Raw genomic sequence first — 25,111 nt, 5'->3', positions numbered from 1 at the left:
GCACAGCCTCTTTCTTTTGTTAAAGCATGAAAGGAGATGAATGTATTGGCTGTCAAACAATCACAGCAAGAAATGCAAACAGGACCTATCACGTTAAAAGGAGAGCAGCTGACACTTAATCAGTTGGCCGCCATCGCCTGCGATTACAATCCAGTCGTGCTTGGTGCTGACGCGGTACAACGTGTCAACCGTTGTCGTGAAATGGTAGAGGAACTCGTGAAAGCGAATAAAGTGGTATACGGGGTTACAACCGGATTTGGAAAGTTTAGCGATGTCACGATTTCATCAGAAGATTCGGCCGGGCTCCAAGCTAACTTAATCCGCAGTCACGCGTGCGCTGTGGGCCTTCCTTTGCCCGAAGCCACCGTACGCGCAATTATGCTTTTACGGGCGAATGCCTTGGCAAAAGGCTACTCTGGCATTCGTCTGGAAACGCTTCAATTGCTAGTCGATTGTCTGAATCGGGGAGTGCATCCGATCATTCCCGAGCAAGGATCGCTCGGCGCAAGTGGGGATTTAGCTCCGCTGTCGCACTTGGCACTTGTTCTCATGGGGGAAGGGGAAGCAGTCTATAATGGCAAGCGTATGGGGGGACATGAAGCGTTGACTCAGGCAGGCCTCAAGCCGGTTCAGCTACAAGCGAAAGAAGGTCTGTCGCTCATCAATGGCACGCAGATTATGACGGCGATCGGCGCGTTGACTTATGTGAATGCACAGCGGCTTGCCAAGACGGCGGACGCCATCGCCGCCCTCACGGTTGAATGCCTGCAGGGAATTACGGATGCGTTCGCGGATGAGCTCCAGCGCGTCAGACCTTATCCGGAGCAGATCGGCGTTGCAGCCAATCTGAGAAAGCTGCTCGACGGCAGCCAATTGACGACGAGACAAGGCGATATCCGTGTTCAGGATGCATATTCCTTGCGCTGCTTGCCTCAGGTTCATGGTGCAACACGTCAGGTGCTTGCATATGTGGAGGATAAGCTTGACGTGGAGATGAATGCCGCAACCGATAATCCGCTCTTGTTTTTGGAAGAGGGTGTAGTCATCTCGGGCGGGAATTTCCACGGACAGCCGATGGCTTTTGCAATGGATTTCTTAAAAATCGGGATGAGCGAGCTTGCCAATATTTCCGAACGACGTACGGAGCGGCTTGTCAATCCAGCATTATCCGGCGGACTTCCTGCATTTCTAAGCCAGCAGCCGGGCATGTCGTCCGGCATGATGATTCCACAATACGTGAGTGCCTCGCTCGTATCCGAGAACAAGGTGCTGGCTCATCCGGCGAGCGTCGATTCTATCCCGTCCTCCGCCAATCAGGAGGATCACGTATCGATGGGCACAACGGCTGCCCGCCACGCGGCGCAAGTTATCGACAATACGGCCAAGGTGCTGGCGATTGAACTCATCTGTGCAGCGGAAGCAGCAGTATTTCGAGGCGTAGATAAGCTTGCGCCGTCGACACGCACGTTATTCGACAAGGTGCGTGAACTCGTACCGCCACTAACAACAGATCGCTCCCTCGGCAAGGAGATTGAAATTATTGCGTCAGTACTAAGTAAGGGAGAATTCCTTCATGCTGTGGAGAAGGTATCTGGACCGTTGTATTAAATGAATTTCATTTTACGAGGATTCACACTAAAAGGAGGCGTAACAAGATGAATGAAGTGAAGCGAAGCATCCGCGCACCGCGGGGAAAAGAGTTGACGTGCAAAGGCTGGGTTCAGGAAGCTGCCATGCGCATGCTGATGAATAATTTGGATCCGGACGTTGCTGAGCGGCCTGAAGATTTGGTCGTCTATGGCGGTATCGGCAAGGCGGCACGCAACTGGCCGTCCTATGATGCGATTGTGCGTGAACTACAGCGTCTAGAGAACGACGAAACACTGCTAATCCAATCTGGCAAGCCCGTCGGCGTATTCCGTACCCATGAACGGGCGCCCCGCGTGCTCTTGTCGAACTCCGTGCTCGTCCCGAATTGGGCCAATTGGGAGCACTTCCGTGAACTCGAACACAAAGGATTGATGATGTACGGGCAAATGACTGCTGGAAGCTGGATTTATATTGGAACTCAAGGCATTCTTCAAGGAACGTATGAAACGTTTGCTGAAGCTGCACGCCAGCACGCGCAAGGAACATTGCGAGGCACGCTGACGCTGACAGCAGGTCTCGGCGGCATGGGCGGCGCACAGCCCCTTGCTGTAACAATGAATGACGGCGTCGTCATTACGGTCGAGGCGGACCGTTCCCGGATTGAACGCCGGATTGAGACGCGTTACTGTGATGTGTTGGCCGAATCATTCGATAAGGCATTGGAGCTTGCTCGGCAAGCACTGGACGGGAAGAAAGCGCTATCTATCGGGTTGCTTGGCAATGCGGCAGACATCTTTCCAGAGTTCGTGCGTCGCGGGATTAAGCCTGATTTCGTCACTGACCAGACCTCTGCCCATGACCCGTTGAATGGTTACATCCCAGCTGGATACAGCATGGAAGAAGCAGCTGATTTTCGTGGTCGCGATCCGAAACGCTATATCGAGCTATCGAAGGCCAGTATGGCTGTTCATGTGCAGGCGATGCTGGACTTGCAGAAGATGGGCTCGGTCGTGTTCGATTACGGCAACAACATCCGTCAAGTCGCATTCGACCAAGGCGTGCACAATGCCTTCGCGTTTCCAGGCTTCGTTCCAGCTTATATCCGCCCGCTCTTCTGCGAGGGCAAGGGACCGTTCCGCTGGGCGGCATTATCGGGGAATCCGGAGGATATTCGCAAGACAGACGAGCTCGTGCTTAAGCTGTTCCCGGACAATGGACATTTGCGCCGCTGGATTACGATGGCCCAAGAGCGTGTCGCTTTCCAAGGTCTGCCGGCACGCATTTGCTGGCTGGGCTATGGGGAACGTGCGAAATTCGGCCTAGCCATCAATGAGATGGTCAAGACTGGAGAACTGAGCGCCCCGATTGTCATCGGCCGTGATCATCTCGATTGCGGTTCCGTCGCTTCCCCGAACCGCGAGACGGAGAGCATGAAGGATGGCTCCGATGCGGTCGGCGATTGGGCGATTCTGAATGCGCTCATCAACACATCGGCTGGGGCCTCCTGGGTATCGGTACATCATGGCGGAGGCGTCGGCATGGGGTACTCGCTGCATGCTGGCATGGTCGTCGTCGCCGACGGTACGGAAGAAGCGGCGGAACGACTGCGCTGCGTCTTGACGACGGACCCAGGCATGGGTGTCATTCGCCATGTCGATGCGGGTTATGACGAAGCGATTGTGACCGCGGAACAGCATGGGATCTGCATACCGATGCGCGAGCAATCTTGACAATACATGTCATATTCAGAAGAGCAGTGAAGGAGGTTGGCTTCTTTGAAACAGATTGAATTGCTTCTTACCGGAATCGGATGTTTGTATACTCCTGAAGGTATTCAACCCCGATACGGGGAAGAGATGGGGTGTATTCGCCAAATGACAGATGCAGCTGTAGCCATTGAACAAGGCCGAATCGTGCTAGTTGGACAGAAAGACGAAGTGATTACGGCTTTGGAGGGCGCTCATATTGTCGAAACAATCGACGTCGGTGGTCGTATGGTAACCCCCGGATTGGTCGATCCGCATACCCATCTCGTTCATGGCGGATCGCGTGAGCATGAGCTCGCAATGAAGCGTTCCGGTGTGCCGTACTTGGACATATTGGCTCAGGGAGGTGGAATTCTGAGCTCCGTAAAGTCTACGCGGTCCTGGAGCGAACAAGAGCTATACGACAAGGCCTGTAGAAGCCTGGATGAAATGCTGCTGCAAGGTGTGACGACGATTGAGGCCAAGAGCGGCTATGGCTTGTCGCTTGAAGCGGAGCTGAAGCAGCTGCGGGTATCGCGTCGGCTCCATGATACACATCCGGTGGACGTCGTGTCCACCTTCATGGGCGCGCATGCCGTACCGGAAGAGTACAAGGGACGCGCAGATGAATTTGTGGACTTGGTCATCCGCGACATGCTGCCGGTCGTTGCGGCAGAAGGGTTAGCGGAATTTTGCGACGTGTTCTGCGAAGAAGGCGTATTCAACGTAGAGCAGTCGCGCCGCATCTTGGCGGAAGGTAAGCGTCTTGGCTTACATCCGAAGATTCACGCGGATGAAATCGTGCCGCTTGGCGGTTCCGAGCTGGCCGGCGAGGTAGGAGCGATCTCTGCCGAGCATCTGTTGACGACGACCGATCAAGGGCTGGCCAGTCTGGCCGCAGGGAACGTCGTCCCGGTCCTGCTTCCGGGAACGTCCTTCAACCTGGGCCTGACCCATCATGCCCGGGCCCGTGACATGATCGACAAGTTCCTGCTGCCGGTGGCTCTGTCTACTGATTACAATCCCGGATCATGCCCGACCGAATCCATCCAGCTCATCATTATGCTGGCATCCTTGAACTTGAAGATGTCACCTGAGGAAATATTGACCGCATGCACGTTGAATGCTGCCGCGGCAATTGGGCGTGCAGGCGACATCGGTTCCATCGAAAGAGGCAAGCGGGCGGACTTGACGATCTTCGATGCGCCCAATCTGGCCTACTTACCGTATCACTTCGGCATCAATCACACATTCGGTGTTATCAAGAACGGAATACCGGTCGTCTGGAACCGTGCCTTGACGGGGAAAGGAGGAAATGCGCGATGAGCTCCCGCACCCCTCACCTGCGTTCACCGGAAGAAGCCGCTTTTCGCGATCATTTGGAGACGAAGGTCGCCTATTGGCTCCGACCGTGGGACGGACAAGAGCAGCTGCTAGCAGGCATCGTTGGCGTTCCGCTGTCTAAGCCGTCCATCTCTCATTCCTGAGCGTTCAGCACTCCAGCGGCTGTGCGAGCAGCGTTCAAGTCGTTCACGACGTACAGCATATTGTTCAGATCGGCATCCGAGGCTTCATGAATTCCAAGCCGTACCACGACTATGTATCCGGTCACGGAATACATATCTTCACTTCACGTGACGTGCGCCGCTAGGGCATCGATGCGATCTTAGACCAAGCATTGGCATGGGCAGGTGAGGGAACGGAAGCGATATACGTCAGCTTTGATGTTGACGTCATCGATCAGGCTTTCGCTCCAGGATGTCCAGCCATCGGTACGGGAGGAATGGACCCGTGGGACGCATTAGACGCATTATACCGACTTGGCATACTGCCACAAGTCCAGGGACTGGACTTCGTCTGCATTGACCCAACGGTTGATGTCCGCAATGTGACATCAAGATTGGCCGTCCAGTTCATGCTGAGCTTTTTGAGCGGAATGGCAGAGCGATCGTAAATCCAATCGACACCGAGCTGCAGCTGCCGGGATATCCCGGCAGCTTTCTTGCGTTCATAGCACTTCCATTGTAATTCCGCACTTGATCCTTACGAAATCGCCAGCTTTGTGTAAGGAAAATCCATCGCACTTTTTCGACTGGTATGTAAAAATAGTATTGTAATCAATCAAATTAGCAAGCCAAAATGAAGAGGTGGTCTTGGTGAGATCCAATCATGTGTTATCGTCTTTATGTTATTTCAGCATCCTATTCGCACCGCTGCTGTTTCCTATTATCGTACTTCTTATTGCAACAGATGAAGTGAAGGTTCACGCTAAAAAAGCGCTGTGGACGCATCTCATTCCGTGTTTGTCTGTTGTTATCGGTCTTGCGATATCTGCTGCGGTCGGATTCGGTGTTCAGGATATAGCGACATTTGGCATCGGTTTATTTTTGACCTACGCAGCCTTCATACTTACCGGAGTCTATTATTTCTTCTGGAATATCGTGAAAGGCGTGCGCGTGCTGAACAGTTCATCTATCGCAAAGTAATCAGAGCTTGGTTAGCCAGCCATTCACTCTCTAAACGGGGGTGGATGGTTTTTGTTTTCTTTGACTTCAATTTTAGTTTAATGATATATTTTATCGGCGTTTGGATGCGATCGCAGATAAGAAAGGGATGTAATAGAAGTGACAACAAGCGAAGACACAAAGCCGAAATTATTGCCAACTAAAATCTTGAAATGCAGAAATTCGGAGTGCAAGGCGTGGGTGAGAGACGAATTTGCAACTGCCGAGCAAAGCTGTCCGCTCTGTAACGGCCCCATGCTCAGAAGCATCAAGCACCTGCCTGCCGTTCAGAACAAGATGAAGCCGCAACCGCGCAAGCGGAAATCGGAATTTTAATAAAATTACATAAGCGCATAAACAGAACCGCAGCAAATCCAGGTCGCGTACACGGTTCTGTTTTTTTCGCTTGCTACGAAGATTTTACATCGATAACGTTTATCTTTCTATCATCTGTTCACGATTCGGTCCGACGGAAATCCGGCGAATCGGCACGCCAAGCTGGCGTTCAATGTACAGCACATAATCTCGGGCTTGCTGCGGCAATTCATCGAAGCGGCGTATGCCGGAAATATCGGACATCCATCCGGGCAGGGATTTCAATACGGGTCTCGCTTCAACAATCCGGGCCGATACAGGGAAATGACCCGATACGACCCCGTCAAGCTCATATGCCTCGCACACCGGTATTTCCGGCAAATAACCAAGCACATCCAGGTTGGTCAGCACAACTTCGGTAGCACCCTGCACAGCGCATCCATATCGGGTAGCCACAACGTCGAACCATCCCATGCGTCGCGGACGTCCAGTCTTCACGCCGAATTCTCCGGCGTCACCGCCACGCCGCCGCAATTCATCCGCTTCCTGGCCCGCGATTTCGGAGACGAACGGTCCGGCGCCTACACAGCTGGAATACGCTTTAACGACGGTGACCACATGCCTGATCGCAGACGGAGGCAGTCCCGCACCGACCGCAGCGAAGCCCGCCAATGTAGACGAAGAAGTGGAGTAAGGGTATATCCCATGATCCGGGTCGCGCAGCGCACCTAGCTGTCCTTCCAGCAAGATGGATTCACCGTTTTGCAGCGCTGTTTGCAGCAAGACTGTCGTATTGCACAAGTATGGTTTTATTTTCTCCGCCTCTTCCAATAACTGTGGCAATAATGCCTCCACATCCAGCGTTGGTCTGTTATACAGATGAGTTAACAACACGTTCTTTGCTTCAAGTGAAGCTTGGATGCGTGACTTTAACCGCGCTTCTTGATACAAATCCGCAACCTGTATACCTAATTTGAAATATTTATCCGAATAAAAGGGCGCGATGCCCGATTTGGTAGAACCGAATTTACGATCTGCTAATCGTTCTTCTTCCAGCTCGTCAAACATACGGTGATAGGGCATGACTACCTGCGCACGATCAGAGATGCGCAACTTTGGCTCCGGCACGCCTCTGGCCAACAGAGCGTCGCGCTCCGACAATAAAGCAGTCATGTCGAGTGCCACCCCTGGTCCAATCACATTGACAACGTTGGGGTGAAATACGCCAGACGGAAGCAAATGGAGTGCGAATTTTCCATAGCCATTAATGATGGTATGTCCTGCATTGCTTCCTCCTTGATAACGAACGACATAGTTGGATTCCGCCGCAAGCGCATCCGTCACTTTCCCTTTGCCTTCATCGCCCCAATTCGCTCCGACAATCGCTGTTACTGTCATCCTAACGCCTCCATATAACCGATTTGATTAAACTGTTGTCAACATTGAAACCTTTCTGTATCTTCATTATAATGAAAGTATTTAAATAAATATAATTAATAACTTTTATGTTTGATATAAAGGTGGTTTATGTATTGAGGACAAATTTAGATTGGTATCGCGTGTTCTATGTGACAGCCACGCAGGGCAGCTTCTCCAAAGCTGCAGCAGCTCTGTTTATTACTCAGCCTGCCGTTAGCTATGCAATAAAGCAGCTGGAAATGGCGCTGGGCGGGAAGCTGTTCTCCCGGACACCGAAAGGGGTGGCGTTAACGGCAGAAGGGGAGGTGCTGTTCAAGCACATTGAGCAAGCATATGGCTTCTTAGCTGCCGCGGAGAGGAAAGTGGCCGAAATGCATCAAATGCTGTGCGGCGAAGTTCGCATTGGAGCGGGCGACAGCCTATGCAAGCATTACTTATTGCCTTATCTGGAGAGCTTTCATGCATCTTTTCCCGATATTAAAATTCAAGTCACCAACCGGACTTCGTTAGAGACCGTTCAATTGTTGAAGGAGGGGAAGATCGATTTCGGCATCGTCAACTTGCCGATCGAGGACAAACAAATCCAAATTTGCGAAATCGCCGTCATTCAGGATTGTTTTGTTGCTGGAGAAAAATATAAGCATGTTGCAACGAAGCCTGTTTCTATGCAAGAAATGAGTGAATATCCGATTATCCTGCTCGAAAAAGGGAGCAGCTCACGAAGGTATATCGACCGCTATGTTCAGCTTGCGGGTATGGATATCCAACCGGAAATTGAACTGGGCAGCGTTGATCTATTGGTCCAATTTGCACGGATAGGCCTGGGGATTTCTTGCGTGGTGAAGGATTATATCCGTGATGAGCTGAGGCAGGGGATTCTATACGAGATCGTGCTCGAAGATCCGATTCCCCCGCGCAGCATCGGGATCATCACATCGAAAGAAATGCCGCTCTCCGTGGCGGCCACTCAATTCCTCCAGTTGCTGCAAACGTGAAAGAACGAACATTACGCTGGAGATTGAATCCGCGCTCGTGCAAAATTACGGAATGCCCTAGCGGCGGCCATCCACTGCCAAGGCATTCCTAACGGCGCAACCGGTTCATTCCAGCATGCTCGATATGAACGTTGACCTCGATCGAATCGAGCGAGTCGGGTGTCAGTTGCAGCAATGCTCCATTTTGCGCTCGTTTCCACTTCTTGTTGCAATTCCGGTAGACATACTTCCGCAGCGAGTACACATCGACCTTTTTACGAAGCCCCTGTTCCCATGTATGGCGTACTTCGTCACGTATTTCTTGCTTGGCAAGCGAGATGATTTCTGCTTCGCTCAAACTCCCCATTACTTCCTCTATGTAGCCGTTGACATCTATTTTTAGCTTGAACTTGGGATCGAGACCACGAATAGCAACGGAAAGGCTCGATTTGGGTTTGGTCAGCGCAAGCACGGCTTCCGGCTTCTCTCCGCTGCCGATATTGATGGGGGTTCGTGTGATTTTCTCGGATAGCCATCTTATGCCATGCATATGCTTTAGATTGAACCAGCTTCGAAAGATGCCGTCTTGAAGCGCATATACGCCGTTGATTTGATACTGGTCGACTTCCTTATCATTCTCCGTCCATTTCTTCTTATTGATCGACATACTCGGCAGCAGCAGTGTGGATCCCGGCTCATTCAATTCCACAACCATACGATAGAGCTGAACGGGTGGAATATAAGCTTGCTGCTTTAACACATCATTCGGAGCATGGAGTATGGATGCAACGGGGGATTGGTTGAAAGGAATCGGCAAGGTAAATAAATCAGGGATAGATTCTTTTGTCCCAAAGACCCATGGCGTGTATCGAATTCCGGAAAACCGAAATACTGAATCGATCATCTTATTCACATCTTGTTGCAGCGCATGTTCGCTAAAAATGATCACCGTTGTATGATCCCATAAAATTTGCAACGAAGAAGTGGTATACAAGTCGTTAACGGCAGAATCGAGCGAGTAGCCCTCGCCACGCCCGACCCACACCGGTGTTTTGCCTGTGCTCTTCATTCCTTCTTGCTTGGCAACGTTGGAGAAGTCTAGAGACTGGGTATACACGACATATTTACCATCCTTGTAGTCGATACCTAGGGCGGCGATATAGTTGATGTCCTGCACACTTCGGATATCCCAGCAGCCTGCCAGCGAGAGTATTATCATGCAGCACGCGCCGAACAGGATGCATGCGTTGCGCATCCTCATGTCGAGTCATCTCCTTGCCGCGTATCATCGGTCGTATTCAGCATCGCCGGACGCCGTTTCAGCCATTTGACCGGAACACCGAACAGCGACTTGAGCATGTCTTTGAAAATAGGAGGCGACAACGGAGCAAGGTAGGGAATCCCGAAAGATTGCAATGTCGACAAATAAACAAGGATAGCCAGCATCATCAAGAAAAAACCATACATGCCGAGCACGGATGAACCAATGAGCACGAGCAGACGCAAGATGCTGACCGTGCCGCTTAACGTCTGATTGACAAGCGTAAAGGTGGCAACTGCAGTAACGGCTGCCACGACGAGCGTCGTAGGCGAGCTAAGTCCGGCACGAATAGAGGCATCCCCGACGATTAAGCCTCCAACGACGGCGATGGTCTGGCCAACCGCTTTCGGCAAGCGGATGCCTGCTTCGCGGAAAATTTCAAATAAGCCGAGCATTAGAATCATTTCCATGGGCGCGGACAATGGCAGCCCCAGACGGGAAGTCGTAACCGTCGCCAAGAGCGGAAATGGCAGTTGCTCCAGACCAAATGCGATCAAGGCAATCCAGAACCCCGGCATAAAAATGGAAACGAGCAAGCCGATGATACGCAATATTCTTTGAAACGTCACAAAGAAATAAGGAAAATGGATATCCTCCGGCGATTTAAGCGTCAATACCAAATTGGCTGGACCGATCAGCACCATTGGCGATCCATCGACAATGATGATGAAGCGGCCCCGCACAAGCGCTTGCACGACATAGTCGGGGCGCCCAATATAATCGAGCAGCGGGAACAAGGCATACTGCGAATCGCCTAGCGCTTCTCCAAGCTGGGAGCTGCTTACGACGGCGTCGGTATCGATCTGTCCGATCCGTTGTCTGACTTCATTCAACATATCCGGATTCGCGATATCCGCTATATACAGCAATGACACCTTAGTCTGGCTGCGCAGCCCTATGGAATAGGTCTCGCACTTCAACGAACGGGTCCGCATCCGCTTGCGTATGAGTGCCACATTCGTGGACAAGCTCTCCGTAAAACCATCTTTCGGACCTTTTATTGAAATTTCCGTATTCGACTCTTCGGGGGAGCGATTCGGCGGGTCTGCAATATTGACAGAGTAGAATAGGTTGTCCCGTTCAAATCCGATGATGAGCTGACCCGAGAACAGGACTGCCTCCGCCGCCTGTATTCCTGCCGTTGGATCGAACGGCTGCAGCGCAAGCGGATTGTTGCGGAGCAAGCTGTCCAAGGAATGCGCATCTTCCAGCAACGCCTTCAATTGCGGAATGACATATTGGTTCAACTGCTTAATGTCTGCCAGGCCATCGCAATAAATTAATGTAACTTTATAAAAATTACTGCTGGGACCAAATAAATGGATCTCGCTCCGGATATCACCGCATCCAGTCAGGCATGCCAATAAACGTTCGATAGTTAACGGCAGCTGTTCTGCTTGCTCATTGAACGGGTTAGGAGTCGGAACAAGGTTCTTGTTCATGTGCAGCCGCTCCTTTGGATTGTCGTTGATGGCTGGCGGCCAGAAGAGCAAGCAGCAATGACAGCAGAACAAGCCCAAAGGTTACGCCAGGAAAATAAAAGGAATGCAGCATTTCTACAAAACGAATGTCATCATTATCCGCAAGTATGGCTGCGCATAGAATGACCGCTGCCAACAGCCCGGCGCCGACTCGTTGGTGCGGGCCGCGCAGCGGCAATAAATCCAAAATAAGAAACAACTCCAACGAAATCCTGATAAACGAACCAGATAACCATTGATAGATGGAAAGAAAGTCTACATGTTCGATATATTTTCCCGCCGTTACAATTCTCCATTGCTCGAAAGCGGGATAACGCATCGAGGACGCATTGGCAGCTCCAAAGTTGGCGATTGAGCCCAGATAAGGGCCGATGGTCAGTCCGGCCAAAATGACTGCCAACGCCGCCATCCCCCAGAAGCCAGGCTTCTTCGAAAGATGGGGCTGCAGCAAAATGACAACAATCAATTCTGCCATCCCGCCTCCGATAAGCACCAATCCGCGTATGACCGGGGCAATGCCATTCTCCAGTACCGGCAGAATAAGTGAATAATCTTTGAATTGGAAATTTGCTCCCATCACGAAATAGCCTAGTATGATGACGACCGGAAGAAGGATTCCCGCGCAAATGGCGATAGCCTGAATGCCGGCAAGCGCGCTCGCTAGCGAAAGCAAGACCATTGTAGCGGTAATGACAACTATCGGCGTGTTCGGCAAATAGGATATTTTCGACCATGTGGACGTGTCCTTTAACGTGACAAACGCAGCCAGCAGCAAATATGCGACAAACAGCAGCGTGATAATCCACGCTGTTGCCGCTCCGCTTATTTTGCAAAGCCATGGGAACAGGGCATCGGTTCCTTTCTTGCGTATAATCCATATGAGAAGCGGGATCCAGCAAAGGGTAAGAACCAACGCCAACAATACGCTTATCCAACCATCTTTATGAGTTTGCCGCAACAAAAGCGGTATGACAGTAACATGGTTCAACAGCCCCGTGGACATTACCAATATGAAACAGGTTTGCAGATAGGTAATGGAATGGCGTGGCGACATCATCTGTTCTCCTTCGTGCAGTTATTATGCTGCAGTATTGCGTTGACAACCATTAGTGTTAGTCGAATCCATGAAAATCATCCCATAAACAGCAAAAAGAAGGCAGCAACCTGCTGGTTGCTGCCTTCTTAATAAAAGTAGTAGGACCGGTGGGGCTCGAACCCACGACCTGATGATTAAGAGTCACCTGCTCGGCCAACTGAGCTACGGACCTTCGATGTTTATATGTTAATCATAACATATAATGGGCGTAAAGGGTCAACCAATATATGCCTCGTTCGGCAGAGGCCGAACCGCAGACCGCTCCTTTAGGAAGGAGCGGTCTGCGATTCTAATAGGCGTTGCTTTACAGCCATGCATTGAATGCAACCACTATAATGATGGCTCCGCTTAATACGGTGCTGAATTGCCCTACAGTGAAGGAGCCTATGCGTATGTTGGCCACCTTCTGGCCGATAATCGCACCCAGCCATAGGGTGATGAAGCTGCCAATTGCCGCCGTCAATGATATGGCGATAGGGGACAGCCCGATTAATCCAGCGCTGAGACCATTGGTCAATGCATTTGCGGAAAGAGCGACGCCGAGTATAGCGGCTTCGATAAGGTTAATGTTGCCGGAACGGTCTAAATCGGCTTTTTCCGGATTGGATATTAAACCTTCGAGGCCGATATTCCCTGTATCAGGAGCAGAAGCCCGCTTGCTCCGGGGCACGGTCAGCAGCACGATGCGCACTCCGACGACCAGCAATATGAATGTTGCCAATAAGGTTGGGAGAATGCCGGGAAGAATGGTTGAAATCCATTGACCGAATAAGATTCCTGACATACTGAACAAGAAGCAAATGGCCGCAATAAAGGAGTTCGAGAGTAAGCCGATGCGAATTTTCCGGATTCCATACGATATGCCTACACCTAAATTGTCAATGCTCGATGCCGCCGCAAGCCCCAAAATCATTAACCATGCCATTGTTGAAGCACCTCCTTGTCATTGTGTTCCGTGTGGGCATGAAGTAAAAGACGCATCTCATTCATCATAGTGTGGGACGATTCAGAATAGGATGGGGGCACGATTTTTGTAGGTTTCCTCTTCTTGTTTTCACTGCACACGCCCATGTGAAATTGCTGCTTGAATACCTCATCGATGTAGTACACATTCTTGAATACGTGAGCATCCCTGTCACTTTCCAGGTGGTAATGCAGACATGACATACAATAGTACATGTTACCATCTCCCCTTCTTGTTGTCATTACGCCGACCCTGTGGGTCTGACTGTTGAGATATGTTATGTGCATCTGTTGAGAAAGGTGCATCGGGCTGAGCTATGAATTGAGAAATCTTCAACATTGCGATCTAGGCCTGCCGAAAATGATGAAATAGGCGAAAGACGGCAAGATTGGTGAGCAGACGTTCCTCATTCGTGCATATACTGATAGCGATAGACCGTGTTCTATATTTCACAGGAAAGGATTGAATTGACAATGCCGGACCATCAAGGGACAGAGGACTTGGGAATGCTGTTGAAAGATTCGTTGAAGCAACAATCCCTTTCCATGCGAAAATTAAGCGGGCTCACCAATATCGATACAGCAACGATTTCCAGAATTATCAACGGCAAGCAGCCGGCAAAGCTCGAACATCTGCGCCGATTCGCGGAGCACCTTCATCTCCCGATGGATAAATTGCTGGAAGCGGTAGGATTGAATAAAGGGACGCAGCATAAAGAACTGCGCGAGGAGATCGGTGATTCCGTGGCGACCATTCAGGAATTGCTGCATTCTATCCGGCTGCTGGATTATCAGGTGACGGCAGAGCACGTTCGCCAAGAACTGGCGAAATATGAGCAATATGCGCAAACGGAAGAAGGGAACCGCATCATTTTGGAATCTTTTCATAGCAAAGTGAAAGAAGTAAGCGGATGGGGGCCCTTCATCAATCAATTGCATTACATGTTCTCAAAATATTGCGACGAACGCGTAACTCCAGAAGATCGGTATATCTTGGGAAGCGCGCTCTTGTATTTTATTTTGTCGGCAGATATTATTCCGGACTATTTGTTCCCTATCGGCTATATCGATGATGTCATAGCTGTGCAGCTCGCCATGGAGCGTCTGTCTTCCTCTGACGATTCGATTGCTTGAGCGAATTGCGGGAGCATCCGATCCAGTATTTGTCACTGTTCGTTCAAACATCGTTCACCTTCCGTTCATATTGGACTAATAATTGTGATTTAATTTATAGCTACAATAGATAACAGGGAAGAACATTTTTCCAATACTGAACCGTTCGCGGCAATTCGTGAACAGGGTGAATGAGTTGAGGGGGCATTGATGTGAATAAGAAATTTGCCATTGCGGCATCCACACTTCTTCTCGCCGTGGCTTTGGCTGCATGCGGCAGCTCGGGAAAAGATTCAGCGGCGCAAGGAGAAAGCACGCCGGCCAACGCTTCTTCGAGCGATGTGCAAGCCGTCACCTTGAAAGCGTCCAATTTTGAATTTGATCAGAAAGAAATCAGGGTAAAGAAGGGCCAAACGGTCAAATTGACGCTTGAAAATAGTCAAGGGATGCACGGTGTAGAAATACCGGATTTGAAAGTGAAGCTAGACTCGCCGGGAACGACTGAGTTTGTGGCTGACAAAGAGGGAACATATGAATTCAAATGCTCGATTATGTGCGGCACCGGTCATAATGATATGGTCGGCAAGATCATCGTTGAGTAAGGATTAGATAATAAGCTGCGCATGGTCCAATCAATTCATGGATCATGCGTTTTTGTTTTGTCAGCAATTCGTTCATGTCCGTCTACATGAGCTTCGTATATAATGGAAAAAGAGCTCGTTGCATTAAGGAAGCGAATTGGAGAGGTGAAGATATGACGTGGTTGAATGAAATCGTTGCCATGCGATGGCGTCAAGAAGGAGAGCGGTACGCCAAGGATGTCAATGAATTTGTGCGCAAAGGGTTGACCGAGGGCTGGGATGCAGTGGACGAGGGTGCTTTGCAGGAGGACGGCCGCCGCGAGCTGGCGGAACAAGTATTCGGAATGGTAGCCGCCGCGAATGAAGCAGGAGATATCGAACAGCTGCGCAGCGCGCTTCCGCCGGCCACGTGGCCGTTATTGGGAACGTTCGAGGATAGAATTCAGGCGGTGAAATCATTGTTTTTCATCGATGAGCATACCATTGTCTTCCGAGCAGGCGCAACCTGGGAAGCGGGCTGCGTATATGTCGTCAGCGAAGAAGGGGACACGAGGCAATTCGAGCATATCACGCTCGTCGGTCGTTCTCCTAATTGTGAAACGTATGCGATTGTCGACGAGGAAGGCATCCGCACTTTACGTGGAATACATAATGATTTGACAGGAGAGCTGCTGCACTCTTTTTCTTGGAACGACATACTCGACTCCATTAAGAGTTTGGGGTGTCCTATGCAGTCCTTGGCGGACGCAGAGCAGCCTCATGAGCAACTTACGGAAATTATCCCGTTTGCTGACGGTAAGAAGCTGATTGTTGTGTCCAATCTAGGAATCTATCTGATTGAAGCCGGAGTAGCGAATCTGCTTCATCCGTCTGCAGAAGAAATCGAGGATTGGAGCAGTGACGATGTTGAAGCCATCTGGCTTGATATGGTTCATGCTGCGCTGTCGCACGATGAGAAGCATATCGCCCTTGGAAGCCAAGGAAGCTCACACCTGCTATACGACGCGGAAGGTAATTTGAAGGCAGAAATCTATCCCGAGAGCAGCTATCCGCATTGCTGTTTATTTAGCGGAGATGATGAACGCATATTGTTCAATTCTTGCCATTTCTACAATGGCATTACGCTGTCCGCTTCTATACAAGAGGCACTTGCCTCAAGTCCGCTGGAGGCCGGAGAGGAGGATATCATTGAAGACGGGGCCCGTGTGTATGCCGCTGCTGTTCGTGGCGATGAGATGATTCTAGGAGATGCCTACGGTTATTTGAGAACCGTAAGGCTTGACGGAGCATTGTTGTGGCAGCATTTTTTGGGCAGCACGATATCGGGCATTACGGTCAGTCCTTCGGGCAAGCGGCTAGCTGTCGGTTCATACGGAGGCATGCTCCATCTACTGGATTTGGATACGGACGAACGTGATCCTTACGCGATAGGGACCGCTGCACATCGAGAACTGGCGCGATGGATCGTATGGAAGGGACTAGAACAGCCCTTGCAGTGGTAACGTATGGCTTCCTGCTCAGTAAAGCAACCTGCAGACTGTATCAGCTATAGCTGAATCACGGGATGAAAGAAGGAATTCATCATGAAACGAAGCTTGAGTCTGGAACTGGAAATGTCATAGTAGTGGAACAACTAACATTCATTAGGGAGGTGTAGCGGGTGCAATTGGTTATCGTTCCGGTTGACGGAAGCTGGGATATGGAAGAGCTGCTTCCTTATGTAAGCGAAGAGCGGAAAAGTAGCATTGCTCGCTTCAGACAAGAGATCGACGCCAAGAGAGCGCTGCTTTCCGAATGTATCGTGCGCGCGTTGATCATATCCCAATACAGGTGTTCAAATGAACACATTCGATTTGAACGTCACACGCATGGCAAGCCTTATGCGGCAAGCCATCCCGATTATCACTATAATGTCAGCCATTCGGGGGATTGGGTCGCATGCGCCGTGGCGGATCTTCCGCTGGGCGTAGATATCGAGCAAATCCGTCCCATCGAGTTGTCGATTGCAGAACGCTTCTTTGCCGCTTCTGAAACGGAGGCGATCCTGTCATTGTGCGAAGCGGAAAGACTTCCGATGTTCTATAAGATTTGGACATTGAAGGAAAGCTTCGTGAAGGCGGAAGGGACAGGGCTTACCGTCCCCCTTGACAGCGTTGCATTCACCGTAGGCGGCATGAATGACATTCAGATGGCCGCACGGAATCAAGAATACCGTTATCGTTTCCGGATGTATGCTCCCGACCCGGAACATATGCTAGCCGTGTGCGCAAGCGGCTGCGAGTTCCCGGATCAGCCATGCGAGCTGACGGTGTCAGCGATAACTGAGACGCTAAGCGGAAGAAACGTTTTGACGCTTGCATAAAGACCTTATTTTCATATACAAACCGCCATTCGGCACGGAGGACATGAATGTTTCATTCCATCGCCGGACGAGCGGTTTGTTTTCTATGTGAAATCGAAACACTCAATAATCTCCGTGAGGTGCTGGCTGCTCAAGATTCCAATGCTTCAATCGACTTCAATACATGATCGATTAAGGAATCGATGTCATCGATATGGCTTTCATTCACTTTTTGGCGAAACTTCGCCCTGATTCGATATACCCCATTGTCGGCTGGCTCAGCTGATATACTCGTTGCTGCATCGCCGTATGGCTCTAATTGATATGAGCGCTCGTGAATAATATCCGCCGATTCAGCCCAGAGAGCGGTTAATTGTTCATGAACGTGATGGGAGTGAACCGCCTGCTCTCCAGGCAACTCGAAGGTAAGCTGAAGCTCTGCTCCGGGCTCTTCATCAACGATCCGTATGCCGCGAAGCTCACCGGTGAAATCAGCCAAGCCGCTCGAAATTTGAAGCTCGGCGATACAACTGCCATCCTGCGGCTTTACTCTCATTCGAAACGTCCGGTTGTATCCCGCCAGATCGATAATATCTTCGCGTCCGACGATCAGTATGCCAGCTTCTCTTTCCACATCATACAGCTTGCCTTCGAACACCACTTTCAGATTGTCGAATATCGTTGGGTCAAACATTGCTTATGCCTCCAGTCGTTCTAACCTTCTTTATTTATAATCAATCTTAGTACAACGGCACCTCATCAGTAAAGGAAGGGGCAGCATGCATGGCACTGCATGAGCATTTATGCGAAAATGGAGTAAAAATGGATTAGGGGTGCTTCGCTTTTGAAAACAATAGGTCTTATCGGCGGCATGAGTTGGGAGTCATCTTTACTTTATTACCAAATTATAAATCAGCGAGTAAAAGCAAAGTTAGGCGGGCATCATTCTGCAAAAAGTCTGATGTACTCTGTAGATTTTCAAGAAATCAAATCCCTTCAACAGCTAGGCAACTGGGATGAAGCCACAAAAATGATGATTGATGCAGCGCGAAAACTGGAAGCTGGCGGAGCCGATTGTATCGTCATCTGCACGAATACGATGCACAAGATGGCAAGCGAAGTAGAAGAATCGGTATCTATCCCTTTACTGCATATCGCTGATGCAACTGCGAATGAAATCATAAAAGACGGAGTAAAAAAAGTCGCTTTGCTGGGAACCGCGTACACGATGGAACAAAATTTTTACAAAGGCAGACTCATTGACAAGTATGGGCTGGATGTCGTGGTTCCGGATGAAGCAGAGCGAGGGATTGTACACGATATCATCTATCATGAGCTATGTCTTGGAATTATTAACGAAGAGTCTAAGCAATCCTATGTAAAAATTATTGATAATCTTATTCAACAGGGAGCTGAAGCCGTTATTCTTGGATGCACTGAAATAGGGCTGCTCATCTCACAACATAATTGCAGTATACCCGTTTATGATACAACAAAAATTCATGCTCAATGTGCTGTCGATTTTGCGATAGGCGTGCCGAGTGGCGCGGCCTTGTCTGCTGTAAAAGAGTGCATAACGGATTGATGCTTCATGTCGTAAATTTAAACACTTGATGTCGCCATATTAAACTTTTAATTCGAGTGAGCTGTGTTATATTGAATGCAGGTGTCATTATTTTATATACAAAGGGAGAGATGGCTGTGTCACTTCGCATCGGAAAATTAAGCTATTGGCACGTGCATGCTTGGGACTATACAAAACAGGCGGAAGAACACCCTGAGACGATAATAAGTGCGGTATGGGATGAAAATCCGGAACGCGGCAAGCAAGCGGCAGATAAGCTGGGCGTGCCTTTCTATGCTTCGCTTGATGACATTTTGGCCAGTGATATCGACGCCGTTATCGTGGATACGCCGACTCGCATGCACCGGAATGTGATGATTGCGGCAGCTAACGCCGGCAAACATATTTTCACCGAGAAAGTGCTTGCGCCCACGTTGAAAGAAGTTAATGAAATTTTGGAAGCGGTGGAGAAGAACGGCGTGAAGTTAACGGTGTCGCTGCCCCGATTGAATGATGGTTATACGTTGACGATTCAGCAAATATTGGCCCAACAGCTGCTCGGAAAAGTAACGTTGGTTCGTGTCCGCTTATCTCATAACGGAGCGATTGCCGGGTGGCTGCCAGATCATTTTTATAGCCTGGAGGACTGTGCAGGCGGCGCGTTGATCGATCTTGGCTGCCATCCAATGTACTTAACGCGGCTATTCCTAGGAGAAGAACCGGTTGATGTCTCGGCTCAATATGGCTATGTTACAGGAAAAGCGGTGGAAGATAACGCGGTTTCGATGCTTTCGACGAGATCAGGTGCCGTAGGCATCGTCGAAGCGGGCTTCGTGAATTCGTATTCACCGTTCACGGTAGAAGTGCATGGAACGGAAGGAACACTCCTGTACGGAACCCCGGAAGCGAAGCTTCTGCTTCGAACTAACCGTCAAGGAGCTGAACTAGCACATGATTGGCAAGAACAGCCGTTGTTGTCCAATCGGGATAGCGCTTTCCATCAGTGGGTCAGTCATATTCAAAATAACACGAAGGCAGAGGAGAATATCCGAATGGCGGTGGAATTGACCAAATTAATGGAAGCCTCCAACCGCTCGGTTGCAGAACGCCGCGCCATTGGTCTGAAGGAGCTGGAACGCTAATCCGAATTTCAGGAGGTGTTATTCAATGAATTCTTTTCCATACGAAATGATGTGGGAGCGTAAGGATGCATTGGAACGCCTTGATTTGCGGATCCGCTGGGGACATTATGAAATCCGGGTGCTCCGGTTCCATCTAACGACGTTTCCACCTGGCAAAACGGTAGGATTTCATAAACACTCAGAGTTTGAATTCCACTTCATTCCCCGGGGAAAAGGTAAAGTGATCATAGAGGATCGAACGTTCGATCTAACCGCAGGCATGTTCTATGTAACAGGCCCCGGAGTCATGCACTATCAAGAAGCCGATGCGAACGAAGCGATGGACGAGTTATGCCTGCATATCGATATCGTGGACCGTTCCTCGGCCCCATCTATCGGCGATGATCGGAATGTAGATAAGTGGGAAATCGCAGACTCCGGCAATTGTATTGAAATGCTGGAATCCTTGCCGCTGCAGCCAGCCATAGATAAACATGACGCGATGTGTTGTTTTCTTGAAGCTTATCAGGCTCGCTGCGACAATACCTTAGGTTCGTACACGGCGATTAAGCACAGCATTATCCAAATCTTGCTGCGCGCGGTAAAAGCCTATGATATGAAAGACATGCCAGCCAGTCTTCCATCGCGCGACTTGAACGCGAACCGCTATCGGCTCGCTCTGCAATATATTCGTGCCAATTATGCGGGCATGATGACGTTGAAGGATGTGGCCGAGAAGCTGAATATAAGCTCGCGCCAGCTTCAGCGTATTTTGAAAGCGCACCATGATAATCGGTCGTTTTGCGCTATTTTGGAGGAAGTGAGGCTGGATGCGGTGTGCCGGAAGCTGGTGGAAACGCGGCTTCCCATTGAAAAAATTGCTGTGTCCGAAGGGTTTGCAAGCGCAAATTATTTGCACGCCGTATTTCGCAAACGATTCGGAATGACCCCTTCGCAATATCGCGAGCGGGAATTCAAGTCCAGATAGCGAAGCTCTGCTGTATTTCATGCGAAATATAGCAGAGCTTTTTCGTTCATATAGCATGCAGGCTGGTGATGCCTGAAATGAAGTTCGTCAGGAATGCTTCAGCATCCGAACAACAGCAGACATACGATGACCAAAAGCAGGAAAAGAACGAGGATGATATCCGCATGAGTCAAAGCGGGGGACGACCTTCTGTATTCAGCACAACTGTTCGCCATGTATGCTGAACCCCTTTCACCTTACCGTAATAATTCATTGTATGAAGAAGGCCAGCCTTTCTGATTGGACACCTATCCAATTAGGTGCTGACATTGAAGCAGGAAGAGCGACCGCTCTGTTCATAAAAATTATTATGTTAACTTAAGCGTCAAATAATTATGATTCCTAAAATGTAATGCATCGATTTTCCTGAGTTTAATACCAGCAGTCATCACTCTAGCAGAGCTCGTGCGGCAGGTATCTTGTTACTCTAGCGATTGTCAGATAGCCAGTTACTTGAGTGACTGCTATGCAGCCAATTCCTCTGTTGATTGCCATGTGGTCAATTCCTCTAATGATCGTAATGAAGTTGCTTGATGCATATGCCTAATCTTCCATCCAATCGGTACAGAGACAGCGGGCGAATGCTCACCTCATTACAGGAAGCAGTTGGTCATATGGATTGCACCTATTTCATCGCCCGAACTGTGAGAGACAGAAGAGCAATACACTATTTCCTGAAGTAAGGGGAGAATGAAGCTAAATGGTTGAGAACGAGTGTACAGTCGAGTGTCTCTTTTCCAGTGAGAAATGCTCATTTCATTGGATAACTTATTAGTGTCGAGGAGGTATTTATGGATGCGAACTTATGGGATTCTACAGCGGCCGCAGTTATAGGGATAGATTGGATGAACTGGTGTACCGTTCGAATTTGCTTGGCAGCGACCGTACTGTAGCTAATCGTGGAGTAAATAATGCGATAGCAGTCCGAACAACATACCCGGACTGCCATTTTTATGGGGTGAGATAATTAAGGGAGTTTACGTTCCTCTTTGTCGTCCGGTCGATCGCGGCCGGTTCCTATATTTACAGCGCCCTGCAATACGAAGGTAAGGAGAGAGATGCCGACGACAGCCAGAAGGCGAATAGGCCCGTTCGATACAGCAGTGTATGCTTAGAAGCGTGAATCCATTACTTGCGAAGGTGAACGTTCTGGATTCGATGATCGGTATCCTTGCTTAGGATGAGCTTGGCGCGGCCTTTGGTCGGCAGTATGTTTTTAGTCAAGTTCACCTGGTTGATATCTCTCCAAATACTTCTTGCTCTAGTAATGGCCTCTTCTTCCGTCAATTCGGCATAGCGATGAAAGTAAGACGTCGGATTCTGAAAGGCCGTATCCCTCAGAAGCAGAAAACGCTCGACATACCACTTCTCCAAGTCGGGTTCCCGCGCTTCCACATAAATGGAAAAGTCGAAAAAGTCACTGACAAATACACTGGCTTCCCTGCTCACCTGCAGGACGTTGATGCCTTCGAGGATGAGAATGTCAGGCTTCTTTACCTTTATAGTCTCATCTGGAATGATATCATACGACAAATGGGAATAGACCGGAGCATGCACCTCGGCTTGTCCCGCTTTAATGTCCGTCAGAAATTGTATGAGCCGCTTCGTATCATAGCTTTGGGGAAATCCCTTCTTGTTCATCATGCGCTTATCTTCAAGTATCCGGTTCGGATACAAAAAACCATCGGTCGTCACGATTTCCACTTCGGGATGCTCTTCGTATTGGGACAACAGTGCTTGAAGCAGCCGTGCTGTCGTGCTCTTGCCTGCGGCAACGCTTCCGGCGATTCCAATGATGTACGGCACTTTGTCTGTCTTTTTTTGCAAAAAGGAAGCTGTTGTCGCTCTCAATTGCTGCGCTGCCGCCACATGGAGGTTAATCAGCTTCGTCAAGGGAAGATAGATGTCTTCTACCTCGTCCACAGATATGCGCTCATTAATGCCTTTCAAGGACTCAAATCGTTCCGGAGATAAAGACAGGCGGGATTGCTCATGAAGCCTGGACCAGTCTTCCCGTTCGATTGTTATGTAGGGACTGAAGATATGCATACTATACCTCTCAATCGGAGTAATATGTTCGGTATGATTCATTGACATATTGTCTCAATAATAATGACCCCAATATAAAACAATTGTCAAGAGGTTCCGTTCGCAGTTCAACAATTTTCACGGATGAATGATGTTATGGAACTTGTAATCTCAAGCAGCTCATTGTATAATTTATACAATTTACGACAGGAGGTGTGAAGAGGTCGATGATTTATTTCCTGTTTTTTGCAAGAAGCGGGGAGCGACACCTTTTACACCCGGGCTGGGTTCGATGGACACATCGGGTAGGGCGTTGATTCGTCCTACTCTTTTTTGTGTTTCATAAAGTTAAAATATTTTTACACGAGGAGGTTCTCGCATGTGCTTTATGAAAAGAACGGCCATCGTTATAACCGGACTGATCGCCGCGATAACGATGACTGTGAGCGATTCAATCCCATCTGTCCATGCTGAAGAAAGCGTCAAACATGTGCTTTACATGGAAGGTAAGCAAGCGAACGAAACGGATATGTTCATTCAGAACGGACAGATGTTTGTCTCGCTGAAGCAGTTGGCAGCGGCTTTTGGGCTCCCGCTCACATACTCCCTTACTGATGAACTGTTTACGTATCATGACTATAAGCTTGCAGCCGGCGATCATACGGTCTTGGTATGGGGGAACAGTTATCGGGGGTATCAGATTAACATTCGCGCTGCGGGCGAGGAAAGCTGGGAAAATGATGCCGTAGTATACAAGCCGGAACTGAACTGCCAGCCTGAGTCGGATTATTGTGAAGTAATCAAAGAAAAATACCGCGGTCCTGTCGCACGAGACGGAAGATTGTACGTACCTATACGTATGATAGCCAAAGCATTGGACTTGACGATGGATGTGCAGAAGAAAAACAATCAATTCTTTGTCGACTTGGTCAAACGATAATAGAGTATAACAAAGGCCTTTCACTGGATACAATGCAGTATAATTCCAGTGAAAGGTCTTTATATATTTCTGATAGAATCCGAATCCGAATCAATATGAAATGTTCGAAATAACAATTTCAGTCCAAAAAACCGCCACGTCGCATCTCCGTGGCGGTTCGATCGTATCCGTCATACCTGGCAACTCCTTACCCTAATGAATCCGTGCACTTCCGTAATCTTATCATAATCCGATAGGTTTGTTAACTTGGCCAGGATGGGCTTGGGATTCTCAATCCGCCATTCTTATTACGCACCGTCTAGCGGGCATAACGGGCAATCAACTGCAATATGTCCAGTGGAGATTGAAGCTGATAACGGACATGACCGGATATCTCTTTCTTGCTGCCCCATAACGCCAAAGCAAAATCGATCCCTGCTCCGTGCGCAGCTTCCATATCGTAACTTGTATCGCCAATGTAGATGGCTTTCGTCGGATCCACGCCATATTTCTTGATAAATGCAAGCAATGGTTCTGGATGGGGCTTATGGCGCAGCGTATCATCGGCGCATATCGCATTCGGCACATAGCTGCTTAGCCCAAACGGCACAAAGTCGTCGATCAATTCTTGCCGCGTCTTCGAAGTTACAATGCCCGCAGCCATCCCTCTCTCATGAAGCGTCTTGAGCACGTGTTCGATACCTGAAAATACGGTTGTCAGATGCGCATTTTCCTGCAAATATTGATTCCATTTTGCTTGCACTGTGTCAATCTCCTTCACTTCAAGCTTCATCAGCGCGTCACGGCCGGGAATCCCCAATATGAGATGCAACTGCTCGTCTTCATACACCGCTCCAAGCTCTTCATATAACACTTGCTTCAATGATGCGATAAGCGCCTGTTCCGTATCAATCAAAGTACCGTCAACATCAAATATGATGCAATAATACAATTGTTCATCCTCCTGTTCCGAAGTCACACCTTACGCAAGATAAGTGTCCTACTGGCT

Annotated in this window: 25 protein-coding genes, 1 tRNA gene and 1 pseudogene; 16 read left to right on the top strand and 11 right to left on the bottom strand. The window is 49.3% G+C overall.

The genetic code is table 11. From position 1 onward, the window contains the following. Positions 1-72 precede the first annotated feature (72 nt). From hutH to M3650_RS14490, 4 genes are read left to right on the top strand one after another with little or no spacing between them, the layout of a single operon-like run. On the top strand, positions 73-1,608 hold the full coding sequence (hutH, locus tag M3650_RS14505) for a histidine ammonia-lyase (RefSeq protein ID WP_483311745.1): 1,536 nt from the start codon (positions 73-75) through the stop codon (positions 1,606-1,608). A 47-nt stretch (positions 1,609-1,655) separates the two neighbouring features. Beyond that, a complete protein-coding gene (gene hutU, locus M3650_RS14500) occupies positions 1,656-3,320 on the top strand; it encodes a urocanate hydratase (protein ID WP_251575747.1) in 1,665 nt (554 codons plus the stop codon). A 45-nt stretch (positions 3,321-3,365) separates the two neighbouring features. Beyond that, complete coding sequence (gene hutI / locus M3650_RS14495; RefSeq protein WP_251575745.1) at positions 3,366-4,661, top strand: imidazolonepropionase; 1,296 nt, start codon at positions 3,366-3,368, stop codon at positions 4,659-4,661. Then, a complete protein-coding gene (locus M3650_RS14490) occupies positions 4,658-4,822 on the top strand; it encodes a hypothetical protein (RefSeq protein WP_251575743.1) in 165 nt (54 codons plus the stop codon). Before hutI ends, M3650_RS14490 begins: the two co-directional genes overlap by 4 nt. Here the strand turns inward: M3650_RS14490 and M3650_RS14485 are convergent. Next, positions 4,813-4,956, bottom strand: coding sequence for a hypothetical protein (locus M3650_RS14485; protein ID WP_251575741.1), 144 nt, complete (start codon positions 4,954-4,956; stop codon positions 4,813-4,815). The two genes, M3650_RS14490 and M3650_RS14485, sit on opposite strands and share 10 nt — an antisense overlap. Here M3650_RS14485 and M3650_RS14480 point away from each other — a divergent pair. The 3 genes and pseudogenes from M3650_RS14480 (at position 4,891) to M3650_RS14470 (ending at position 6,175) form a co-directional block, all read left to right on the top strand. Continuing rightward, positions 4,891-5,289 (top strand): annotated as a pseudogene (locus tag M3650_RS14480) (arginase family protein). The gene M3650_RS14485 and the pseudogene M3650_RS14480 overlap by 66 nt on opposite strands. Positions 5,290-5,491: 202 nt before the next feature. Next, positions 5,492-5,821, top strand: a complete 330-nt coding sequence (locus M3650_RS14475; RefSeq protein ID WP_251575737.1) for a magnetosome magnetite crystal formation protein family — start codon at positions 5,492-5,494, stop codon at positions 5,819-5,821. A gap of 186 nt (positions 5,822-6,007) precedes the next feature. After that, positions 6,008-6,175, top strand: a complete 168-nt coding sequence (locus tag M3650_RS14470) for a cold-inducible protein YdjO-related protein (RefSeq protein ID WP_251575735.1) — start codon at positions 6,008-6,010, stop codon at positions 6,173-6,175. Between the two features lie 99 nt (positions 6,176-6,274). Here the strand turns inward: M3650_RS14470 and M3650_RS14465 are convergent, their stop codons facing one another. After that, positions 6,275-7,552 carry an adenylosuccinate synthase gene (locus M3650_RS14465; protein WP_251575733.1) on the bottom strand — a complete coding sequence of 426 codons (1,278 nt, stop codon included), beginning with the start codon at positions 7,550-7,552 and terminating at the stop codon, positions 6,275-6,277. A 134-nt stretch (positions 7,553-7,686) separates the two neighbouring features. Here M3650_RS14465 and M3650_RS14460 point away from each other — a divergent pair, with 134 nt between their 5' ends. Then, entirely contained in the window at positions 7,687-8,568 is an 882-nt protein-coding gene (locus tag M3650_RS14460) for a LysR family transcriptional regulator (protein WP_251575731.1), read from the top strand. 88 nt (positions 8,569-8,656) lie between these two features. Here M3650_RS14460 and M3650_RS14455 read toward each other — a convergent pair whose 3' ends face one another. The 6 genes from M3650_RS14455 to M3650_RS32615 form a co-directional block, all read right to left on the bottom strand. After that, a complete protein-coding gene (locus M3650_RS14455) occupies positions 8,657-9,808 on the bottom strand; it encodes a Ger(x)C family spore germination protein (RefSeq protein WP_251575729.1) in 1,152 nt (383 codons plus the stop codon). After that, entirely contained in the window at positions 9,805-11,310 is a 1,506-nt protein-coding gene (locus M3650_RS14450; RefSeq protein ID WP_251575727.1) for a spore germination protein, read from the bottom strand. The genes M3650_RS14455 and M3650_RS14450 overlap by 4 nt, the downstream gene beginning before the upstream one ends. Continuing rightward, on the bottom strand, positions 11,282-12,403 hold the full coding sequence (locus M3650_RS14445; RefSeq protein WP_251575725.1) for an endospore germination permease: 1,122 nt from the start codon (positions 12,401-12,403) through the stop codon (positions 11,282-11,284). Before M3650_RS14445 ends, M3650_RS14450 begins: the two co-directional genes overlap by 29 nt. A gap of 141 nt (positions 12,404-12,544) precedes the next feature. Beyond that, positions 12,545-12,617 (bottom strand) — tRNA-Lys (locus tag M3650_RS14440). 132 nt (positions 12,618-12,749) lie between these two features. Beyond that, on the bottom strand, positions 12,750-13,370 hold the full coding sequence (ytaF, locus tag M3650_RS14435; RefSeq protein ID WP_251575723.1) for a sporulation membrane protein YtaF: 621 nt from the start codon (positions 13,368-13,370) through the stop codon (positions 12,750-12,752). Continuing rightward, positions 13,358-13,612, bottom strand: a complete 255-nt coding sequence (locus tag M3650_RS32615) for a DUF3973 domain-containing protein (RefSeq protein WP_369011128.1) — start codon at positions 13,610-13,612, stop codon at positions 13,358-13,360. Before M3650_RS32615 ends, ytaF begins: the two co-directional genes overlap by 13 nt. Positions 13,613-13,882: 270 nt before the next feature. Here M3650_RS32615 and M3650_RS14430 point away from each other — a divergent pair, with 270 nt between their 5' ends. The 4 genes from M3650_RS14430 (at position 13,883) to M3650_RS14415 (ending at position 17,464) form a co-directional block, all read left to right on the top strand. Beyond that, positions 13,883-14,542, top strand: a complete 660-nt coding sequence (locus tag M3650_RS14430; protein ID WP_251575721.1) for a DUF1232 domain-containing protein — start codon at positions 13,883-13,885, stop codon at positions 14,540-14,542. A gap of 191 nt (positions 14,543-14,733) precedes the next feature. Then, positions 14,734-15,123 carry a cupredoxin domain-containing protein gene (locus tag M3650_RS14425; RefSeq protein WP_251575719.1) on the top strand — a complete coding sequence of 130 codons (390 nt, stop codon included), beginning with the start codon at positions 14,734-14,736 and terminating at the stop codon, positions 15,121-15,123. A gap of 152 nt (positions 15,124-15,275) precedes the next feature. Continuing rightward, positions 15,276-16,604 carry a WD40 repeat domain-containing protein gene (locus M3650_RS14420; protein ID WP_251575717.1) on the top strand — a complete coding sequence of 443 codons (1,329 nt, stop codon included), beginning with the start codon at positions 15,276-15,278 and terminating at the stop codon, positions 16,602-16,604. A gap of 158 nt (positions 16,605-16,762) precedes the next feature. Beyond that, positions 16,763-17,464, top strand: a complete 702-nt coding sequence (locus tag M3650_RS14415; protein WP_251575715.1) for a 4'-phosphopantetheinyl transferase family protein — start codon at positions 16,763-16,765, stop codon at positions 17,462-17,464. Between the two features lie 130 nt (positions 17,465-17,594). Here M3650_RS14415 and M3650_RS14410 read toward each other — a convergent pair whose 3' ends face one another. Next, positions 17,595-18,137 carry a hypothetical protein gene (locus M3650_RS14410; RefSeq protein ID WP_233696858.1) on the bottom strand — a complete coding sequence of 181 codons (543 nt, stop codon included), beginning with the start codon at positions 18,135-18,137 and terminating at the stop codon, positions 17,595-17,597. 150 nt (positions 18,138-18,287) lie between these two features. On the opposite strand from M3650_RS14410, the gene M3650_RS14405 reads away from it, so the two are divergent. From M3650_RS14405 to M3650_RS14395, 3 genes are all read left to right on the top strand, one after another. After that, positions 18,288-19,028 carry an aspartate/glutamate racemase family protein gene (locus tag M3650_RS14405; RefSeq protein WP_251575713.1) on the top strand — a complete coding sequence of 247 codons (741 nt, stop codon included), beginning with the start codon at positions 18,288-18,290 and terminating at the stop codon, positions 19,026-19,028. A 110-nt stretch (positions 19,029-19,138) separates the two neighbouring features. Beyond that, complete coding sequence (locus M3650_RS14400; protein ID WP_251576082.1) at positions 19,139-20,149, top strand: Gfo/Idh/MocA family protein; 1,011 nt, start codon at positions 19,139-19,141, stop codon at positions 20,147-20,149. Positions 20,150-20,174: 25 nt separating this feature from the next. Next, a complete protein-coding gene (locus tag M3650_RS14395; RefSeq protein ID WP_251575711.1) occupies positions 20,175-21,116 on the top strand; it encodes an AraC family transcriptional regulator in 942 nt (313 codons plus the stop codon). A 1,167-nt stretch (positions 21,117-22,283) separates the two neighbouring features. Here the strand turns inward: M3650_RS14395 and coaA are convergent. Next, positions 22,284-23,204, bottom strand: a complete 921-nt coding sequence (gene coaA / locus M3650_RS14390) for a type I pantothenate kinase (RefSeq protein ID WP_019422104.1) — start codon at positions 23,202-23,204, stop codon at positions 22,284-22,286. A 358-nt stretch (positions 23,205-23,562) separates the two neighbouring features. Here coaA and M3650_RS14385 point away from each other — a divergent pair, with 358 nt between their 5' ends. Continuing rightward, entirely contained in the window at positions 23,563-24,123 is a 561-nt protein-coding gene (locus M3650_RS14385; RefSeq protein WP_251575710.1) for a hypothetical protein, read from the top strand. Between the two features lie 298 nt (positions 24,124-24,421). On the opposite strand, the gene M3650_RS14380 is transcribed toward M3650_RS14385, so the two are convergent. Then, a complete protein-coding gene (locus M3650_RS14380; protein WP_251575708.1) occupies positions 24,422-25,054 on the bottom strand; it encodes an HAD family hydrolase in 633 nt (210 codons plus the stop codon). Between the last annotated feature and the right edge of the window lie 57 nt (positions 25,055-25,111).

The organism is Paenibacillus sp. MER TA 81-3 (assembly GCF_023713585.1).
In the GTDB taxonomy this organism is placed as follows: domain Bacteria; phylum Bacillota; class Bacilli; order Paenibacillales; family Paenibacillaceae; genus Paenibacillus_B; species Paenibacillus_B profundus.
The sequence above is the reverse complement of the archived record's forward strand: the minus strand, read 5'-3'. Positions and strand labels throughout refer to the sequence as shown.

Bases quoted from the DNA above. Each gene is read 5' to 3' on its own strand.
- hutH (WP_483311745.1), top strand. From the start codon at position 73: ATGCAAACAGGACCTATCACGTTAAAAGGAGAGCAGCTGACACTTAAT.
- hutU (WP_251575747.1), top strand. From the start codon at position 1,656: ATGAATGAAGTGAAGCGAAGCATCCGCGCACCGCGGGGAAAAGAGTTG.
- M3650_RS14490 (WP_251575743.1), top strand. From the start codon at position 4,658: ATGAGCTCCCGCACCCCTCACCTGCGTTCACCGGAAGAAGCCGCTTTT.
- M3650_RS14485 (WP_251575741.1), bottom strand. From the start codon at position 4,956: ATGTATTCCGTGACCGGATACATAGTCGTGGTACGGCTTGGAATTCAT.
- M3650_RS14465 (WP_251575733.1), bottom strand. From the start codon at position 7,552: ATGACAGTAACAGCGATTGTCGGAGCGAATTGGGGCGATGAAGGCAAA.
- M3650_RS14455 (WP_251575729.1), bottom strand. From the start codon at position 9,808: ATGAGGATGCGCAACGCATGCATCCTGTTCGGCGCGTGCTGCATGATA.
- M3650_RS14450 (WP_251575727.1), bottom strand. From the start codon at position 11,310: ATGAACAAGAACCTTGTTCCGACTCCTAACCCGTTCAATGAGCAAGCA.
- M3650_RS14445 (WP_251575725.1), bottom strand. From the start codon at position 12,403: ATGTCGCCACGCCATTCCATTACCTATCTGCAAACCTGTTTCATATTG.
- ytaF (WP_251575723.1), bottom strand. From the start codon at position 13,370: ATGGCATGGTTAATGATTTTGGGGCTTGCGGCGGCATCGAGCATTGAC.
- M3650_RS32615 (WP_369011128.1), bottom strand. From the start codon at position 13,612: ATGTCATGTCTGCATTACCACCTGGAAAGTGACAGGGATGCTCACGTA.
- M3650_RS14430 (WP_251575721.1), top strand. From the start codon at position 13,883: ATGCCGGACCATCAAGGGACAGAGGACTTGGGAATGCTGTTGAAAGAT.
- M3650_RS14420 (WP_251575717.1), top strand. From the start codon at position 15,276: ATGACGTGGTTGAATGAAATCGTTGCCATGCGATGGCGTCAAGAAGGA.
- M3650_RS14410 (WP_233696858.1), bottom strand. From the start codon at position 18,137: ATGTTTGACCCAACGATATTCGACAATCTGAAAGTGGTGTTCGAAGGC.
- M3650_RS14400 (WP_251576082.1), top strand. From the start codon at position 19,139: ATGGCTGTGTCACTTCGCATCGGAAAATTAAGCTATTGGCACGTGCAT.
- M3650_RS14395 (WP_251575711.1), top strand. From the start codon at position 20,175: ATGAATTCTTTTCCATACGAAATGATGTGGGAGCGTAAGGATGCATTG.
- coaA (WP_019422104.1), bottom strand. From the start codon at position 23,204: ATGCATATCTTCAGTCCCTACATAACAATCGAACGGGAAGACTGGTCC.
- M3650_RS14385 (WP_251575710.1), top strand. From the start codon at position 23,563: ATGTGCTTTATGAAAAGAACGGCCATCGTTATAACCGGACTGATCGCC.